Genomic DNA, 16,725 nt, shown 5'->3' on the forward strand with positions numbered 1-16,725 from the left:
GGGCTCCTTCGCGAGCAAGCCCGCTCCTACAGTTGACCGAGGTGTTCAATCGAGCGCGGTTTAGTGTGGGAACGGGCTTGCTCGCGAAAGCGGTAGTGGCTCAGGCGCTGATCTTGAGGCCTACCAACCCGCAAATGATCAACGCCACACTCGCCAATCGAAACAACGCCATGGATTCCCCAAACAGGATAATCCCGGCGATCACCGTGCCCACCGCACCCACACCCGTCCAGATGGCATACGCGGTGCCCAGCGGCAGTTCCTTCATGGCCAGCCCCAGCAGGCCGAGGCTGATGGCCATGGCGGCAATGGTCAGGGCTGTCGGCAGCGGTTTGCTGAACCCGTCGGTGTACTTCAGGCCGACCGCCCAGCCGACTTCAAACAGCCCGGCAAAAAACAGAATGATCCAGGACATGATGACCTCCAAACTATAGCTGGGGTCGTCCCCGGATTTAGCGCTTGAAAGCGTCGCGAGGTCGTCCCCGCGAAGTTCGGTAGAGTGCCGAATATTGATCAGACGATCAAGTTTTTGGCGCGTCCTACAACGCGCGACGGTCTTCCTTTTCGCTCATTCTGCGGAAGTAAGTCGACAGCAAAGCCCCGGAAATATTGTGCCAGACGCTGAACAGCGCACTCGGCACCGCCGCCAGCGGCGAGAAGTGCGCGCTGGCCAGTGCAGCGCCCAACCCGGAGTTCTGCATGCCCACTTCCAGTGCCAGCGATTTGCGCTGTGCCAATGGCAGCTTGAACAAGCGACCGGTGAAGTAGCCCAGCAGATAGCCAAAGCTGTTGTGCAACATCACCACGGCCATGATCAGCAGGCCGGACTCGGCGATCTTCGCCTGGCTGGCCGCGACGACCGCCGCGACAATGATCACGATGCTGACCACCGACACCAGCGGCAACACTTCCACGGCATGGCGGACCCGCTCGCCGAGCACACGTTGCGCCACCACGCCGAGCACGATTGGCAGCAGCACCACTTGCAGGATCGACCAGAACAACTCCATGAACGACACCGGCAGCCAGGCTGACGCCAGCAGCCAGATCAACGCCGGCGTCAGCAGTGGGGCGAGGAGGGTGGTGACGGCGGCGATGGCCACCGACAGCGCCAGATCGCCCCGGGCCAGCCAGGTCATCACGTTGGACGAGGTGCCGCTTGGGCAGCAGCCGACCAGAATCACGCCGACGGCAATTTCCGGTGGCAGGTGGAACGCCTGGCACAGCAGCCAGGCCACGCCCGGCATGATCACAAAGTGCGCGACCACGCCCAAGGCCACTCGCCACGGATGGCGAGCGACCTCGGCGAAGTCTTCAAGTTTGAGGGTCAGCCCCATGCCGAACATCACCAGGCCCAGCAGCGGCACGATGGCGCCTTTGAGGCCGATGAACCAGCCCGGCTCAAGGAAGGCGAGCACCGCGAAAATCAACACCCAGTAGGCGAAGGTATTGCCGACGAAGCGGCTCAAGGCGGCGAGTGCGCGCATGGGGATGTCCTTGTTATTAGATTTCGGAAGTGCAAATGCCATCAAATATGGGAGCGGGCTTGCTCGCGAATGCGGTGTGTCAGTCAATACATCGGGTGACTGCTCCACTGCATTCGCGAGCAAGCCCGCTCCCACATTTTAATCTTCACATGGCTTTAGATACCTTGTGGAGTCTCTTCGCCGCCCAGTGCCTCAACCAGCGCCGGCAGGAACTCGCCGAACGTCAGCATCATCAGGGTAAAGCTGGCGTCCAGTTGGCCCAAGGCTTCGTCGCCGCCGTCTTGCTCTGCCTGATCCTGCAGCAGGTCTTCGAATTTCAGGCGCTTGACGGTCATTTTGTCGTCGAGCATGAAGGACAACTTGTCCTGCCAGGCCAGGGACAATTGGGTCACGACTTTGCCGGTGGTCAGGTGCAGCTGGATTTCTTCGCCGGTCAGGTCCTGGCGCTTGCAGCGCACAATGCCGCCGTCTTCGTGGGTGTCACGCAGTTCGCATTCGTCGAGGACGAAGAAATCATCGGCCGGTTTCTGGGTGGTGACCCAGTCGGTCATGATTGCCGTCGGTGCGGTTTTAACCGTCAGCGGGCGTACCGGCAGGGTGCCGATCACTTCGCGCAGGGTCGACAGCAAGTCTTCGGCGCGTTTCGGGCTGGCCGAGTTGACCAGGATCAGGCCCTGTTTCGGCGCGATGGCGGCGAAGGTCGACGAGCGACGAATAAATGCACGCGGCAGGAAGGCCTGGATGATTTCATCCTTGATCTGGTCCCGTTCCTTTTTATAGACCTTGCGCATTTGCTCGGCCTCGATCTCTTCGACTTTCTCTTTCAGTGCGTCACGCACCACGCTACCCGGCAGGATGCGTTCTTCCTTGCGCGCGGCGATCAGCAGGAAATCACCGCTGACGTGAACCAGGGGAGCGTCTTCACCTTTACCGAACGGTGCGACGAAACCGTAAGTGGTCAACTCCTGGCTTGCACAAGGGCGCGCCAGTTTGGTGGCCATGGCCGCTTCCAACGCCTCGGCATCAACAGGCAGATCTTGGGTCAGGCGATAGATAAGCAGGTTCTTGAACCACATGGGGTGAGTCTCTCCTTTATACAAAGGGGGGCATTATTGTCTTGATCAGGGCTGAGGCCAACCCTGCCTAAGCCATTGGAAGGCCTCAAAAAAAAGATTTAAGAAAGTGCTTGCCAGACGTAGGGTCGCTCCGTAGAATGCGCGCCACACCGAAGCGAAGGGTGATTAGCTCAGCTGGGAGAGCGTCTGCCTTACAAGCAGAATGTCGGCGGTTCGATCCCGTCATCACCCACCATTCGTTTCACGTGTTACGCGCAGCGGTAGTTCAGTCGGTTAGAATACCGGCCTGTCACGCCGGGGGTCGCGGGTTCGAGTCCCGTCCGCTGCGCCATATTCGGTAACCTGGAACACTGAACGCCAGGTCACCACAGAAAGCCCGCTCATTGAGCGGGTTTTTTTTGTCCGAAATACGGCAAATAATCAAACGATGAAGTTTTTTTAAATAAATTGCATTTAAATCAACACATTACGATTTTTTGTTGTATGATGCGCCCACACCGAAACGAAGGGTGATTAGCTCAGCTGGGAGAGCGTCTGCCTTACAAGCAGAATGTCGGCGGTTCGATCCCGTCATCACCCACCATTCGTTTTAAGTGTTACGCGCAGCGGTAGTTCAGTCGGTTAGAATACCGGCCTGTCACGCCGGGGGTCGCGGGTTCGAGTCCCGTCCGCTGCGCCATATTCGGTAACCTGGAACACTGAACGCCAGGTCACCACAAGAAGCCCGCTCATTGAGCGGGCTTTTTTTTGCCCAGCATTCAGGGCGCGGTGCGGCATCTAACCATTCCCTTCAGAGGGTAAGCCGGTGACTTCACACTCAGCGCCGGCGCTGCAAAACGTTACGTGCGTGTGATGATGTCACTCATTTTTATTCCATCTGCACGTAACAAGAAATCGGGCACTGAAAGACCTTTACCATCAAAGTACGTCCAATATCTCACGTAGGTCTTACCATCCGGTGTCGTATGGGTATCCAGGTGAGGGTTCCCCTTCAGAAAGGTGCCTTCATTGGTTTTCTGAGAAAAGCCGCTGATATCGACTTTGTCGATGCCGCTTTTAAAGCCAACAAGGTGGTCGGTTTCTTTCGGCGTAGAGTCCCATGAGTTATTGAACGTGACCGTGTTGGCACCACTGCCCAAGGTGATTTTATTGGCCTTGAAGTTCGCGATGACAGTATTGGTGCCGGAACCTGTTAGAACGTCCTCAACGTGCGTGCCTCGCAAAATAGAAATATTATTCTTGAATCCTGCAATGCTGGAGAACGTGCCGTGGTTCAAGTTGATATTTTGATCATGGGTGTCATCTTCGATATTGAGCGTTTCGTGTGCGCGGACAGTTGAAATACTTGTTGTGACGGGCGCGTCATCTTCGTCCATTCCGTTCAAATCGTAGACCACGCGAGTGGTTTCGTTACTGTACTGACTGTTATGTCCGTAGCGTTGAGTCAGTAAGCCTAGATCATGCATTTGCGCACGTGTGACATAGTGGCCTTTAAAATCATGGCCCGTTGTAGTTTCCGACTGGGTACTGAGAAGACTGTAGCCGAGAGAGTCTGTGGCACTCGCGGGTCTATTGCTCTTAGCCTCAGGGTTCGTATGAGACAAACCCAGCGCATGCAGCAAGGCATGAGCAAGCACGTTACCGCCCCGATTACGCGCGTTGGCCTTTAAGTGGCGGGCATCGCCCCTGACATAGGCTTCCGCAGGCTCGTCTACCTTGTCAGGATTCTGTGGGTCTGACGTGTTGTCTGGAAAATCGACTTGTACCAGGTTTTTTCCATTTGATGGCACGTGAGCATAGTTACCAAAATTTATCTTCCCGTCCGGGTTCTTTATGGCGCCTTTTTCATGAAAAACCAAGTTTGTATCGAAGCTGAGGTCCGCCATTTGATCGAGGAGTTCTCGCTTTTGTTCGGGGCTTAGCTGCGAGTATCCGGTTAAGCCCAGTTTCCTGAAATATTTGCCAGGGCCTGCGGAAAAATCCACTTCGATATCTATTTTTCCATTCCCATCCTTGTCGATCCAGCGCACGGGGTTGCGGCCCAGGTTAGCGACGCCGTTGTAGTAAGTGTCGGCGGCTGCGGGTGTATTAGTGTCAGCTGGGGTGGGCGAAGAATTAGCATGTTGGGGGGCGACGGCGAGAGGAACAGAAGCTGAGGTGGCAACAATCATGGTCATTATCCTACGCTGGTTTATATCAATTAAACTCAAGGTGGCCAGAGTTTATAAATTAACCGCTGCACAATGAAAGGGTGCTCAGGTAATAAAGTATTTCTTGGTTAGAGTTGTGTGGTTTCGAAATAAATTACTTGGCGATAGACTGCTGATTGGGTGTTATTCCTATGTTCAGCTTGACGTGTTCATAGTAGCCATTGAAAGTTAAAGTCCTGCGCAGGCTTGCGCCTCCTCATAGCCCCATCAACCGATACCCCACCTGTAATTCGGTAATAAAATGCTGCGGCTGCGCCGGGTCTGCTTCCAGCTTTTGCCGTAAGTGCGCCATGTGCACCCGCAAATAGTGGGCGCGGTCCACGTAATCCAGGCCCCACACCTCCAGCAATAATTGCCGATGGGTCAGCACCCGGCTCTGGCCGCGAATCATCGCGCAGAGCAGGCGGTACTCGATGGGCGTGAGATGCACAGGCTGGCCCTGGCGCCATACCTCGTGGGTCGACAGGTCGATTTCAATCTCGCCAAACGCGACCTTGCTGGTGGCTGCCACGGTGCCGGTCTGCCCGTGCCTGCGCAGTTGGGCGCGGATGCGTGCGAGCAGCTCGGGCACACCAAACGGCTTGGTCAGGTAATCATCGGCGCCGGCGTCGAGGGCGGCGACTTTCTCTTCTTCGCGATCACGCGCCGACAACACCAGAATCGGTACCGCCAACCAACCGCGCAGTTCGCTGATCAAGTGTTTGCCATCGCCATCCGGCAGGCCGAGATCGACGATCACCAGGTCCGGTTGACGGCTGGCCGCATGGATCAGCGCGCGCTTGACGCTGTCGGCCTCGAACACCTGAAAACCTTCATCTTGCAGGGCGATCCCGACGAAGCGGCGGATATTGGCTTCGTCTTCAACAATCAAAATGCGTGCGGTGCTCATAAGGCTTCCATGGACGGGGGTGTGCCCGCCGGTAAAGTGATGATGAAGTGCATGCCGCACGCCTCAACGGCGTTGGCTTCGATGTGCCCGCCGTGGGCTTCGACGATGCGTTTGGCCAGTGCCAGGCCCAGGCCGATGCCGGCGACGGAGGATTCCTGCTGGCCGCGCGTGAAGGGTTCGAACAGGTTGGCGGGGGCCCGACCCGGGCCGTTGTCGCTGACGTCCAGCACAATGGCGCCCGCCGTGGAACGGGCGGCGACGGTAATGCTGCTGCCTGGCGGGGTGTACTTGGCGGCGTTGTCCAACAGGTTGACCAGCACCCGTTCGATCAATAGCGCGTCAATGTCCACCAGCGGCAAGCGCGGGTCCAGCGCGGTATGCACGCTGTGTCGCGCCAGGGGTTCACGTAGCTGGCGCAGTGCGCTGCCGACGACTTCTTCCAGCGAATGCCACTGCCGGTTCAGGCGCACGCCGCGCTCCTGCATGCGCGCCATGTCCAGCAGGTTTTCGATCAGCCGCTGCATTGAGGTGGCCTGTTCATGGATGCCGTGCAGCAACTCGGTCAGCGGGCCGGGTGGGGCGTGGGGCAGGGCGGTGTCGGCGGCACCGATCAGGGTGGTCAACGGGGTGCGCAGGTCGTGGGATATTGCCGCGAGCAAGGTGTTGCGCATCTTCTCGCCTTCCATCTGCACCAGCGTGCTTTGCGCGACTTCGACGAAGTGCACGCGCTCCAGCGCAATCGCCAGCTGGCTCATGCAGGCTTCCAGCAGACGGCGTTCCTGCGGGTCGCTCAAGCGTTCGCTCTGGGCCAATTCCAGCACCAGCACGCCGCGCACGCGCATCGGTGCCTTGAGCGGCAAGTAGCACCCTTTGGCCGCCGACAAGGTGTCGGTGCCGTGGCCGGCGGCCCGGCCGTGGTCGTAGGTCCATTGGGCGATGCTCTCGTCAATCGGCAACCCGCCCGCGCCGACGCTGTGCACGCCATCGGCGGCGTCCGGCAGCGCCAGGCCGACGCGTGCTTCGAATACACCGCTGAAGGTGCGCAGCGCGACTTCACTGATTTGCTCCACGGTCAGCGCGGCCGACAGGTCGCGCGCCAGTCGCGCCAATGAGGTGGCGCGCCGTTCGCGTGCGGCGGCGGTACGTGCTTCGTGGCGCAGGCGTGCGGTGAGTTGCCCGGTGATCAGGGCGATGCCGAGCATCAGCGCAAAGGTGAAGAAATACTGGGTGTCAGTGACGGTAAACGAGTAGCGCGGCTGCACGAAAAAGAAGTCGAAACACAGCACCGCCAGCATCGCGGCCCAGACGCCCGGGCCGCGTCCGTAACGCAGGGCCACCAGCACCACGGTGAGCAAAAACAACATGACGACGTTGGCCAGGTCGAACACCTGCAGCAGCAATGCCGCAATGGCGCTGGCGGCGAAACAGGCGAGTGTGGCCCACAGATAGGCCAGGGCTCTGCCCGGTGCAGGCGTCGGTTTTTCGATCACAGGCGCAGGCCCCGGCACTGCTCCGTGGGCTATCACGATCTGATCAATCTGCGGGTGATGGCGGCTGATCCGGTCACTGACCGACTGATGCCAGAACCGCCACGCCTGGCGCGGATGGTGACCGAGCACCAGGCGATTGGCGTTGTGCTCGCGGGCACAGGCGACCAGCGCGTCGGCGACGTCCATGCCCGGCAGCGTTGCCGTGTCGGCGCCAAACTCGCTGGCCAGGGTCAGGGTTTTCATGGCGCTCAGATAGCGCTTGGCGCCGCGGCCCTGAGCTGATGCGACATGCACCACGATCCAGTCCGCTTCGAGTTTTTGCGCCAGGCGCGCAGCTTCGCGCACCAGGCGCTCATCGCCCGCGTCGCCCGCCACACCGACCAGCAGCCGTTCGCGCGCCGGCCATAAGGCCTTTATCGACTGTTCGCGGCGGTAGACGCGCATTTGCGTGTCGACCCGGTCTGCTGTGCGCCGCAGCGTCAGTTCACGCAAGGCCAGCAGGTTGCCCTTGCGGAAGAAATGTTTTGAGGCCCGTTCGGCGTGTGGGCCGAGGTAGACCTTGCCGTCCTTGAGGCGTTGCAGCAGATCATCGGGCGGCAAGTCGATCACCACCACTTCGTGGGCGTTATCGAAGACGTGATCGGGGACGGTTTCGCGCACGCGGATGCCGATGATTTCACTGACCAGATCATTCAGGCTTTCCAGATGCTGGACGTTGAGGCTGGTCCATACGTCGATCCCGGCGCTGAGCAATTCCTCTACATCTTGCCAGCGTTTGGGGTGACGCGAGCCGGGCACGTTGCTGTGGGCCAGTTCGTCCACCAGCACCACGGCAGGGCGCCTGTGCAAGGCGGCGTCGAGGTCGAATTCGCTGAGCGCGAAGTCGCGGTGCAGCAGGGCGGCGCGGGGCAGTTGTTCGAGGCCGTCGAGCAGCGCGGCGGTCTCCGCGCGGCCATGGGTTTCCACGACGCCGGCGAGCACGTCACGGCCCAACGCGACTTCGCGTTGCGCCGCAGCGAGCATCGCACAGGTCTTGCCCACCCCGGCGTTTGAGCCGAAGTAGATACGCAATTTGCCGCGCAAGGCGGCCTGTTCTTCCAGCTGTACCCGGGCCAATAGGGCGTCGGGGTCGGGGCGTTCGTCGTTGAATGCGGGCATAGTCTTCCTGATAAATGCCTGTGGGAGCTGGCGCCAGGCCAGCTCCCACATGAGGTTTAGGGTGCTACACCAGACCCAAGCCGCTGAGCAGCATGTCGATCAACTTGATCCCGGCAAACGGCACCAACACACCGCCCAGGCCATAGATCAACAGGTTGCGATTGAGCAACGCCGCCGCGCCGATGGCCCGGTAAGTCACGCCGCGCAAGGCCAACGGGATCAACGCGACAATGATCAGCGCATTAAAAATCACCGCGCTGAGAATCGCCGAGTTGGGGCTGCTCAGGTGCATCACGTTCAAGGCGCCGAGCTGAGGGTAGGTCGCGACAAACGCGGCGGGGATGATCGCGAAATACTTGGCCACGTCATTCGCCACGCTGAACGTGGTGAGGGCGCCGCGGGTCATCAGCATCTGTTTGCCGACCTCGACCACTTCGATCAACTTGGTCGGGTTGCTGTCGAGGTCAACCATGTTGCCGGCTTCTTTGGCGGCCTGGGTGCCGCTGTTCATCGCCACCGCGACGTCTGCCTGGGCCAGCGCCGGGGCGTCGTTGGTGCCGTCGCCGGTCATGGCCACGAGCTTGCCCTGGGCCTGGTAGTCGCGGATCAGTTGTAGCTTGTCTTCCGGGCGCGCCTCGGCGAGGAAGTCATCCACCCCGGCTTCCACTGCAATCGCAGCGGCTGTCAGGCGGTTGTCGCCAGTGATCATCACGGTCTTGATGCCCATGCGCCGCAGCTCGGCGAAGCGTTCCTTGATGCCGCCTTTGACGACGTCCTTAAGCTCCACCACGCCCAAGGCTTTGGCTCCGTCGGACACCACCAGCGGTGTGCTGCCACGCCGCGACACTTCATCGACTTTGGCCTGCAGCGCGGCCGGGAAGCTGCCGCCCAGGGCTTCGATGTGGCTGCGAATCGCATCCGCTGCGCCCTTGCGAATCGCCCGACCTTCGGGCAGATCGACGCCGCTCATGCGTGTTTGCGCGGTGAAGTGCACAAAACTGGCGCCCAGGGCGTTGATGTCGCCGGCGCGGATGTCGAACTTCTGCTTGGCCAGCACCACGATGCTGCGACCTTCCGGGGTTTCGTCGGCCAGGGACGCCAACTGCGCGGCATCGGCCAACTCGGCTTCCTTCACGCCCGGCGCCGGTAAAAAGCTGCTGGCCTGGCGATTGCCCAGCGTGATGGTGCCGGTCTTGTCCAGCAGCAACACATCCACATCGCCTGCCGCCTCGACGGCACGGCCGGAGGTGGCAATGACATTGGCCGACATCATCCGGCTCATGCCCGCCACGCCGATCGCCGAAAGCAGGCCGCCGATGGTGGTGGGGATCAGGCAGACCAGCAACGCCACCAACACCGTGGCGCTGATTACGCTGCCGCTGCCGCTCATGGCCACGGCGAAGATCGAGTACGGGCTCAGGGTGGCAATCACCAGCAGGAACAGCAGGGTCAGGCCCACCAGTAAAATCGTCAGTGCGACTTCATTGGGCGTCTTCTGGCGCTTGGCCGATTCGACCATCGAGATCATGCGGTCCAGGAACGACTCGCCCGGGTTGACGCTGATGCGCACCACCAACCAATCGGACAGCACTCGCGTGCCGCCGGTAACCGAGGAGAAATCGCCACCGGCCTCGCGAATCACCGGCGCCGATTCACCGGTGATTGCGCTCTCATCCACCGAGGCCACGCCTTCAATCACCACACCGTCGAGCGGCACCAGATCGCCGGCTTCGATCAGCACCACGTTGTCCTTGCGCAATAAGCTGGCTTCCATTGGCAACCAGGCCGCGCCATGACGCGGTTGTTGCAGCAGCTTGGCCAGGGTCTGGCGTTTCATGCCGCGCAGGCTCGCGGCCTGGGCGCGGCTGCGACCTTCGGCCAGGGCTTCGGCGAAGTTGGCGAACAGCACGGTGAACCACAGCCACAAGGTGATGCTGAGGATAAAGCCGCTGGGCGCCTCACCCTTGCCACCCAGGGACTGGAACCACAGCAAGGTCGTGAGGATGCTGCCCAGGTACACGACGAACATCACCGGGTTTTTCCACTGGGCCTGGGGCAGTAATTTCTTTAGCGCATCGACGCCGGCAGTGAGCACGATGCGCCGATCAAACAGAGGTAAACGAGCATTCTTCATGAGGGACATTTCTTACTCACTGACCGCAATAGAGGGCTGACGCGCATCCAGCGCCAAGTTGAGTTGCAGCACATTCACCCGTGGCTCGCCGAGCAAACCGAGGGTGCGGGCGGCGGTGTGGTCGTTGAGCAGTTGCAGCAGTTCGGTTTCGGGGACCTGCCGCAAGCGCGCCACCCGCGCCAGTTGCAACCGGGCGTTGGCCACCGAGATGTGCGGGTCCAGGCCCGATGCGGATGCGGTGACTGCGTCCACCGGTACCGGTGCACCGGCGGGCAGGTCGTTATCCTGGCGATAGGCGTTGGCGCGTGCGCTGACCTGGTCCACCAGTTTCTGGCTGGTCGGGCCCAGGTTGCTGGCGCCGCTGGCGCCTGCGTTATAGGGCTGCGACACGCTTTTGCTCGGGTCTTGCGGGTCGGCGCCAAGGGTCATGCTCGGGCGCCCATGGAAGTACGTGGGCTTGCTGAAATCCTGGCCGATCAGCGCGGAGCCGATCACCAGCCCGTCGCGTTCAATCAATGAACCCTGTGCCTGAAACGGGAACAACAATTGCGCCGCCAGTGTGGTGAAAGCTGGGTACGCCAACCCTGTCAGCAGCATGAAAAACACCGCCGAAACCAGTACCGGGCGCAGCAGCCCTTTGAATATCGATTGAGTCGTCATCAACATGTCCTCAGTTGTACGTCTGGCCGGACAGCAACTGCAGTTGCTCCACCAGCGGGCCGAGCGCGAGCGCCGGCAAGAAGGTCAGGCCACCCACCACCAGCACCACGAACACCACCAGCAGCATGAACAGCGGGGTCGCAGTAGGGATGGTGCCGGCGCCGGCAGGCACGGTCTTTTTCATCGCCAGGGAGCCGGCCACAGCGAGCATCGGCAGCATGGTGAAGAAGCGTCCGATCAGCATCGCCAGACCAATGGTGGTGTTGAAAAACGGCGTGTTGGCGTTCAGGCCGGCGAAGGCCGAACCGTTGTTGGCGGTGCCGGAGGTGTAGGCGTACAGCACCTCGCTGAAACCGTGGGGGCCGAGGTTGTTCAGGCTGGCCATCGTGTCTGGCCACAGGGCGGCGAGGGCGGTGAAACCCAGAATGCTGATCGGGTGTGCGAGCACCGAGAGCATCACCAGTTTCATCTCACGGGCCTCGATTTTCTTACCGAGGAATTCCGGGCTGCGGCCGATCATCATGCCTACCAGGAACACTGTGAGCAGCGCGTACTGGATCAGGTTGATGAAGCCCACGCCGTCACCGCCGAATACGCAGTTGAGCATCATCTGCGCCAGGGGCACGAAGCCGCCCATGGGGGTCAGCGAGTCATGCATGGTGTTGACGGAGCCGGTGGTCGCCGCCGTGGTGGTGGCGATGAACAGGCTGCTGTCGGCGATGCCGAAGCGCAGTTCCTTGCCCTCCATATTGCCGCCGCTTTGCTCAATCGACAGTGTCTGGTTGGCGCCGGCCTGGGTCAGCAGCGGGTTGCCGGTCTGTTCGGCGCCATACACCAGCGCCAGGAAGCTGATGAACATCACCAGGAACGTGCCGAAAAACACCCAGCCCTGACGGCGTTGCAGCAACATGCTGCCGAAGGTGTAGGTCAGCGCCGAGGGGATCAACAGCATGCTGAGGATGTGCAGGATGTTGGTCAGTGGTGTCGGGTTTTCGAACGGATGCGCAGCATTCATGCTGAAGAAACCGCCGCCGTTGGTGCCGATATGCTTGATTGATTCAAAGCTGGCGACCGCGCCCACAATCAACTGTTGCTGCGCACCTTCCAGCGTGGTGGCCAAGGCTTGGGAGGCGAAGGTCTGCGGCATGCCTTGCCATACATATACCAGCGCCATGCCCACGCACAGCGGCAGCATTACCCGGTACAGCGTGCGCGTGAAGTCGACCCAGAAGTTACCGATATTGGCGGTGCTTGAGCGGCTCAACCCGCGAATAAAGCCTGCGGCGGCAACGACGCCCGAAGTGGCGCCGACAAACATCAGAAAGGTGATGACGGCCATCTGGCTGAAGTTCGACAGGCTGGTTTCACCCGAGTACGCCTGCCAGTTGGTATTGGTAATAAAGGAGGCGGCAGTGTTGAACGCCAGGTCCGGGGTTTGCGCGGCCAACCCCAGTGGGTTGAGCGGCATCACCGCCTGCCAGCGCAGGACGATATAGCCCAGCAACATCATCGCCGCGTTCGACAGCAGCAGGGCCGAACCATAGCGGGCCCAGCCCATGGTCTCCAGTGGATCGACGCCCAGCAGGCGATAGGTCAACCGTTCCGGCAAGGCATGGCGGGCTCCGGTGAACACCCGGGCCAGCCACTTGCCCATCAGCACGGCAAGCGCGGTCATCAACCCCAGGACCAGCGCAAATTCCAGCAAAGTGCTTAACATGTCGTGGCTCCGTTCAAATCTTGCCCATGGCAACAATGGCCATGGCAGTCGCAACAAAAAACACCAGGGAAAGCCCCATGAACATCACGTCGTACATGGCGAACTCCCTAGAACTTTTCAGCGCGAATGAGGGCGTAGCCCAAGTAAGCGAACAGCCCGACGGCACATAAACCGCTGGCGACATAGATGAAGGTCAGTGTGAGCACGGTGTAACTCCCCTTGTTGAATAAGCCGGCGAGGTTAAGCGTTGGCGTATCAAGCTCGGGCACTGATTACAGGCGGCGGTATTAAGACGGTATATAGAAGGTTTTTGCGTGGACGAACGAAAACAAGGGATAGCCCGATGCCGGGGTATCCCTTGAAAGTCTGGGGTTCTGCTGATTTCAATGATCAGCTTATTTGGCTTTCTTTTTCTTCTCGCCGCGGGTGGCAAGGTGTTCGAAGCAAAACGCGGCGGTGCCGAAGAGTGCAATCATTGACAGGACGAGCATGCCTAAAGTTGAACTTTCCACGATGACTTCCTACGGGTTTTGGGGGTAGGAAGTGACGGTAAAGTGTGCGGCCTTAGTTGCTCAATAGGGACGACGTAATCGTTATGGCGAATGGGCAATCTATACGTATTCTTTACGCGAAATCGGTCACCGCATCTTTTATATCGAACGCGGTCCAGCAGCGGGAGCTGGCTTGCCAGGGATGGCAGCCACTCAGCGTGGCTGACACACCGAGGTGCCAGCATTGCCGGCAAGCCAGCGCCCACCTTACAAGTTACGACTATGCCGATAGTCGCTGACAGCCTCATACACGGCCTTGCGCAGCCGGTTGATACCGCCAATCGGTCGATGCGCCTCCAGCCCGAACCAAGGGTTGAACGATTGGTTGTCGCAAGCGAGGTTCAAGGCCGGCGTGTCGAAATCCTGTGCGGGGATGTTTATCTTGGCCACCGTTTCATAAGGCGCGTCGCTTTCCTTCCATTCGATACTGGTGTCTTCGATTGGCATGAATTTCTGCGGGTTCTGCCGCTGAATCTGCAACACAAAACACGCCGGCACTCGGTCGGTGGACAGTTGCTGATTCAAGGCGCTGCGCAGGAAATTCGGCAGGTCCTGATTCTGCTTTGGCAGCACATAGTCCGGGCAGTTTTGCGGATCGGGTGCCACGCGGAACTTGGCATTCGCCGCGCCAAACTTGTAGGGCGAAACTGAAAAGTAGGTGGTCTGCGTCGGGCTGGCCGGGGGGGGCGCCAGGGTCGCCAGGGCAATAAACAAGTGGCGCACCTGCCAGCTGCGTGGGTCGAGGTGGGGGAAGAACGCGAGGACTTTCTTGCCATCGGCCTGGGCGCCAATGTTCTGCGCATACTCCGCTACGTCGCTGACAAAGAAGTTCGGGTGGCTGAACATCACAAAGTCTTGCTCGGTGCGTGTTTGCTGGTCCGCCATCAGCTGTTTGCCCGGCACATCCAACAGTTTGATTGCCATGCCGCGCGCATCACGGATGCTGTCGAACTGCGGATAGGCGTTGCCGTTGGACAAGCGCATGAGCGCCTGCCAGGTCTTGCCCGGTTCGGCGAAAACGCCCTGGCGCAAGGCCGGATCAAGGTCCTTCAGCACACTGACTTCGGCCTTCACGCAGCCATGCGCCTTGGCGTGGGCGTCACGCAGGTAGCGGGTGCCTTCGCGGTGCTGGTCGACGATACGCACCGCCGTCTGAATGATGCCCTGGCTCATGGCCGCTTCACCGGGCGGGACCTGCTCGTCGGGTGACACCGGGCCACTGTGTTGCCAGGCAAACCAGGCCGTTGCCAGCAGCCAGCCCAACAGCCCCAGGCCCACCAGCCACGACAGGGTTTTACCCAGAAAAGCGCCGAGGCGCAGCCACAGACGCGCAAGCATTGAAGGTTGTTTGTATTCAGATCGGATCATCATGGCAGTTGTTGCTCCAGCGGGCCGCCCAGCACTTTGAGGTATTCCAGCAGCGCCCAGCGTTCCTGCGGCAGCAAGGTGCGGCCGATCACGCCATTGCCACGCTTGCCGTCACGGAATTCGTGACCGCTGTTGTGGTTGCCGGTGATGGTGGTGTCGAACACAAAGGCATTTTTGAACGCCCCGGTCTCAAAGCCCAGGTGGCGCGGGTCGTAGTTGAACGTGCCTTTATAAAAGGTGGTGCTGCGCTCGTCCTGAGGCGAGAGCAATTGGAAAATCGTCGGCACCGAGCCGTTATGCAGGAACGGCGGGGTGGCCCACACGCCGGCCAATGGCCGCGCCTTGTACGCGCGCAATTCGCGCACGCCAATGGGCAGGCCGAACCCGTCCAGGCTGGGGCGCTCGGCCGGGGTCACTCCGGCCGCGCGGTAGGCGTGGTCCTCGACAAAGGCGGTGACGTAGGCGAGGCCCTGGGCAACCGACATTTTGTGCAGGTCCAGCGGGGCGCTTGGCTTGGGGTGCAACTCGACGTTGAGTGTGGCCAATTCCGCCGCGTCCCATTGCAGGGCGCTGAGGTCGTAGCGTTGATCGGCGATGTTATTGGCGGCGCCGGGGTCGGTGCCAATGTAGTCCACAGGCAGCATCTTCAGTTGCTGCACCGGGCGACCATTGACCTGACTGACGGCGGGCACATGGCAACCGGCGCAGTTCTCGGCGAACAATGCACGGCCTTGGGCGGCGAGGGGCTTGTCGATGGCCCCGAACAGGTCCTCCGGCCAGGTGGGTGGTTTGAGGCGTTGCAGGGTCTCCTCGATTCGGTTGAGGTCACGCACCCGTACGCTTGACGGGTAGCGCGCGTCGCCCTGAAGAGGCTGGCCGGCGCTGTCGAAGAAATCCAGGGTGGCGCCCACACCAAGGGCTTCACCGATATTGCGCGCCATGGGTTGCTGGGCTGAGCCGTTCCACTGCACCCAGTCGAAGGTCCAGATATCCCACAAGTGTGGGTAGTCCACCGGCGCATTGGCGACGCGATAGTTTTCCGCTGAAATGGCGTCGCCGAAACTGGCATTGGCGATGCGGCCAAACGCATCGGTGCGCCCTGGTCCTTCTTCGGTGGGGTAGAGGCCGCGGTGTGTGTCGTTCCAGGCAACGCGCAGGAATTGGTTCAGCGATGCTTTGAAGTCCTGACGCAATTGTTGCTTGTTGTGCTCGTCATAGTCGTGACCGAGCACGCTGTGGGCGAAGCGGTCGAACTTCCACGGCAGGTAATAGGTGGCGGCAAGACTGGCCACCAGGGCTTGACCGAAACTGCCGCCACGCAGGGTCGGCACGCTGGAGGGCAGCACGTGCTGAGCGGAGCCACCGTCGATGCGCAGGGCCTGGTTGTTGACGTGCAATTCGCCGGTGTGGCAGGCGGCGCAGGTGATATCCAGGTATTCAACACGACTGCCGGCGTTCTGGTGCCGCGCGAAACCTACCGGCAGGTTGCCGGGGTTCTGCGCGGTAGGAACTTGCTTGGGGTCGACCAGGAAACCGAAGCGCGCGAGGTATTCGGGCGTGGCAAACCGCTGCGCCGAAAACGGCAGTTCCAGTGCGGTAAACCAGTCGTAATGCAGGCCTTTTACCTGGGTGCCCTGGGGCGTGAAGTAATACGTCTGGCGATCAGCCGCACTCCATTGATCCTGGTAGTGCACCTGCTCCACGGGCACGTAGTCCGGCAGCTTGGGGTTGACGGTGTAATAGAGCACCACGGTGAGGGCTATGCCCAGCACCGCCAGTATCAGGAGTAAAACACGGGAAAAAATGCGCAAGATAACTATCCTTGTCGAGTTGTAGCGTTCTTATGCCATTGCGCCTCAGGTGCGGCAAGTGGCCAGTAGGCTGGTTGCAGGTCGTCCGCGATCCTTCGCGGAACACCATAATGAATGAAAATGCTTTTAAACACGTGAACTTATCAGAAGTTTCCTGCTCAGATGCCGGTAGCC

12 protein-coding genes and 4 tRNA genes are annotated in these 16,725 nt (G+C 60.3%); 4 read left to right on the forward strand and 12 right to left on the reverse strand.

All coding sequences use genetic code 11. The features are described 5' to 3' along the window. Window positions 1–100: 100 nt before the first annotated feature. From sugE to rdgC, 3 genes are all read right to left on the reverse strand, one after another. Window positions 101–415: a quaternary ammonium compound efflux SMR transporter SugE gene (gene sugE / locus A7D21_RS10180; protein ID WP_017136389.1), complete on the reverse strand. Its 315-nt coding sequence runs from the start codon at window positions 413–415 to the stop codon at window positions 101–103. A 124-nt stretch (window positions 416–539) separates the two neighbouring features. Further along, window positions 540–1,487 carry a bile acid:sodium symporter family protein gene (locus A7D21_RS10185; protein WP_069551640.1) on the reverse strand — a complete coding sequence of 316 codons (948 nt, stop codon included), beginning with the start codon at window positions 1,485–1,487 and terminating at the stop codon, window positions 540–542. Window positions 1,488–1,642: 155 nt separating this feature from the next. After that, a complete protein-coding gene (gene rdgC / locus A7D21_RS10190; protein WP_003172886.1) occupies window positions 1,643–2,563 on the reverse strand; it encodes a recombination-associated protein RdgC in 921 nt (306 codons plus the stop codon). 159 nt (window positions 2,564–2,722) lie between these two features. Here rdgC and A7D21_RS10195 point away from each other — a divergent pair. From A7D21_RS10195 to A7D21_RS10210, 4 genes are all read left to right on the forward strand, one after another. Continuing rightward, window positions 2,723–2,798, forward strand: a tRNA-Val gene (locus tag A7D21_RS10195). A 19-nt stretch (window positions 2,799–2,817) separates the two neighbouring features. Further along, window positions 2,818–2,894 (forward strand) — tRNA-Asp (locus A7D21_RS10200). Window positions 2,895–3,070: 176 nt separating this feature from the next. Further along, window positions 3,071–3,146 (forward strand) — tRNA-Val (locus A7D21_RS10205). 19 nt (window positions 3,147–3,165) lie between these two features. Further along, window positions 3,166–3,242: transfer RNA gene (locus A7D21_RS10210), tRNA-Asp, on the forward strand. 160 nt (window positions 3,243–3,402) lie between these two features. Here the strand turns inward: A7D21_RS10210 and A7D21_RS10215 are convergent. The 9 genes from A7D21_RS10215 to A7D21_RS10255 all read right to left on the reverse strand — a co-directional run bounded on the left by A7D21_RS10215 (window position 3,403) and on the right by A7D21_RS10255 (window position 16,551). Beyond that, a complete protein-coding gene (locus tag A7D21_RS10215; protein ID WP_069551641.1) occupies window positions 3,403–4,734 on the reverse strand; it encodes a M10 family metallopeptidase C-terminal domain-containing protein in 1,332 nt (443 codons plus the stop codon). Between the two features lie 235 nt (window positions 4,735–4,969). After that, window positions 4,970–5,662, reverse strand: a complete 693-nt coding sequence (locus tag A7D21_RS10220; protein WP_069551642.1) for a response regulator — start codon at window positions 5,660–5,662, stop codon at window positions 4,970–4,972. Then, on the reverse strand, window positions 5,659–8,310 hold the full coding sequence (locus A7D21_RS10225) for a sensor histidine kinase KdpD (RefSeq protein WP_069551643.1): 2,652 nt from the start codon (window positions 8,308–8,310) through the stop codon (window positions 5,659–5,661). The genes A7D21_RS10220 and A7D21_RS10225 overlap by 4 nt, the downstream gene beginning before the upstream one ends. Window positions 8,311–8,374: 64 nt before the next feature. Further along, window positions 8,375–10,444, reverse strand: a complete 2,070-nt coding sequence (gene kdpB, locus A7D21_RS10230) for a potassium-transporting ATPase subunit KdpB (RefSeq protein ID WP_141718214.1) — start codon at window positions 10,442–10,444, stop codon at window positions 8,375–8,377. Between the two features lie 12 nt (window positions 10,445–10,456). After that, the gene (kdpC, locus tag A7D21_RS10235) at window positions 10,457–11,104 is read right to left on the reverse strand and encodes a K(+)-transporting ATPase subunit C (RefSeq protein ID WP_069551645.1); all 648 of its coding nucleotides are present in this window, start codon (window positions 11,102–11,104) and stop codon (window positions 10,457–10,459) included. Between the two features lie 10 nt (window positions 11,105–11,114). Beyond that, the gene (gene kdpA, locus A7D21_RS10240) at window positions 11,115–12,821 is read right to left on the reverse strand and encodes a potassium-transporting ATPase subunit KdpA (protein ID WP_069551646.1); all 1,707 of its coding nucleotides are present in this window, start codon (window positions 12,819–12,821) and stop codon (window positions 11,115–11,117) included. A gap of 107 nt (window positions 12,822–12,928) precedes the next feature. Then, window positions 12,929–13,027 (reverse strand): K(+)-transporting ATPase subunit F, encoded by a 99-nt coding sequence (kdpF, locus tag A7D21_RS10245; protein ID WP_053255293.1) that lies wholly within the window; start codon window positions 13,025–13,027, stop codon window positions 12,929–12,931. Between the two features lie 552 nt (window positions 13,028–13,579). Continuing rightward, entirely contained in the window at window positions 13,580–14,743 is a 1,164-nt protein-coding gene (locus A7D21_RS10250; protein WP_083272180.1) for a catalase family protein, read from the reverse strand. Next, on the reverse strand, window positions 14,740–16,551 hold the full coding sequence (locus A7D21_RS10255; protein WP_069551647.1) for a di-heme-cytochrome C peroxidase: 1,812 nt from the start codon (window positions 16,549–16,551) through the stop codon (window positions 14,740–14,742). Before A7D21_RS10255 ends, A7D21_RS10250 begins: the two co-directional genes overlap by 4 nt. Window positions 16,552–16,725: the final 174 nt, after the last annotated feature.

This window comes from Pseudomonas sp. AP19 (assembly GCF_001728855.1).
GTDB classification, from domain to species: domain Bacteria; phylum Pseudomonadota; class Gammaproteobacteria; order Pseudomonadales; family Pseudomonadaceae; genus Aquipseudomonas; species Aquipseudomonas fluorescens.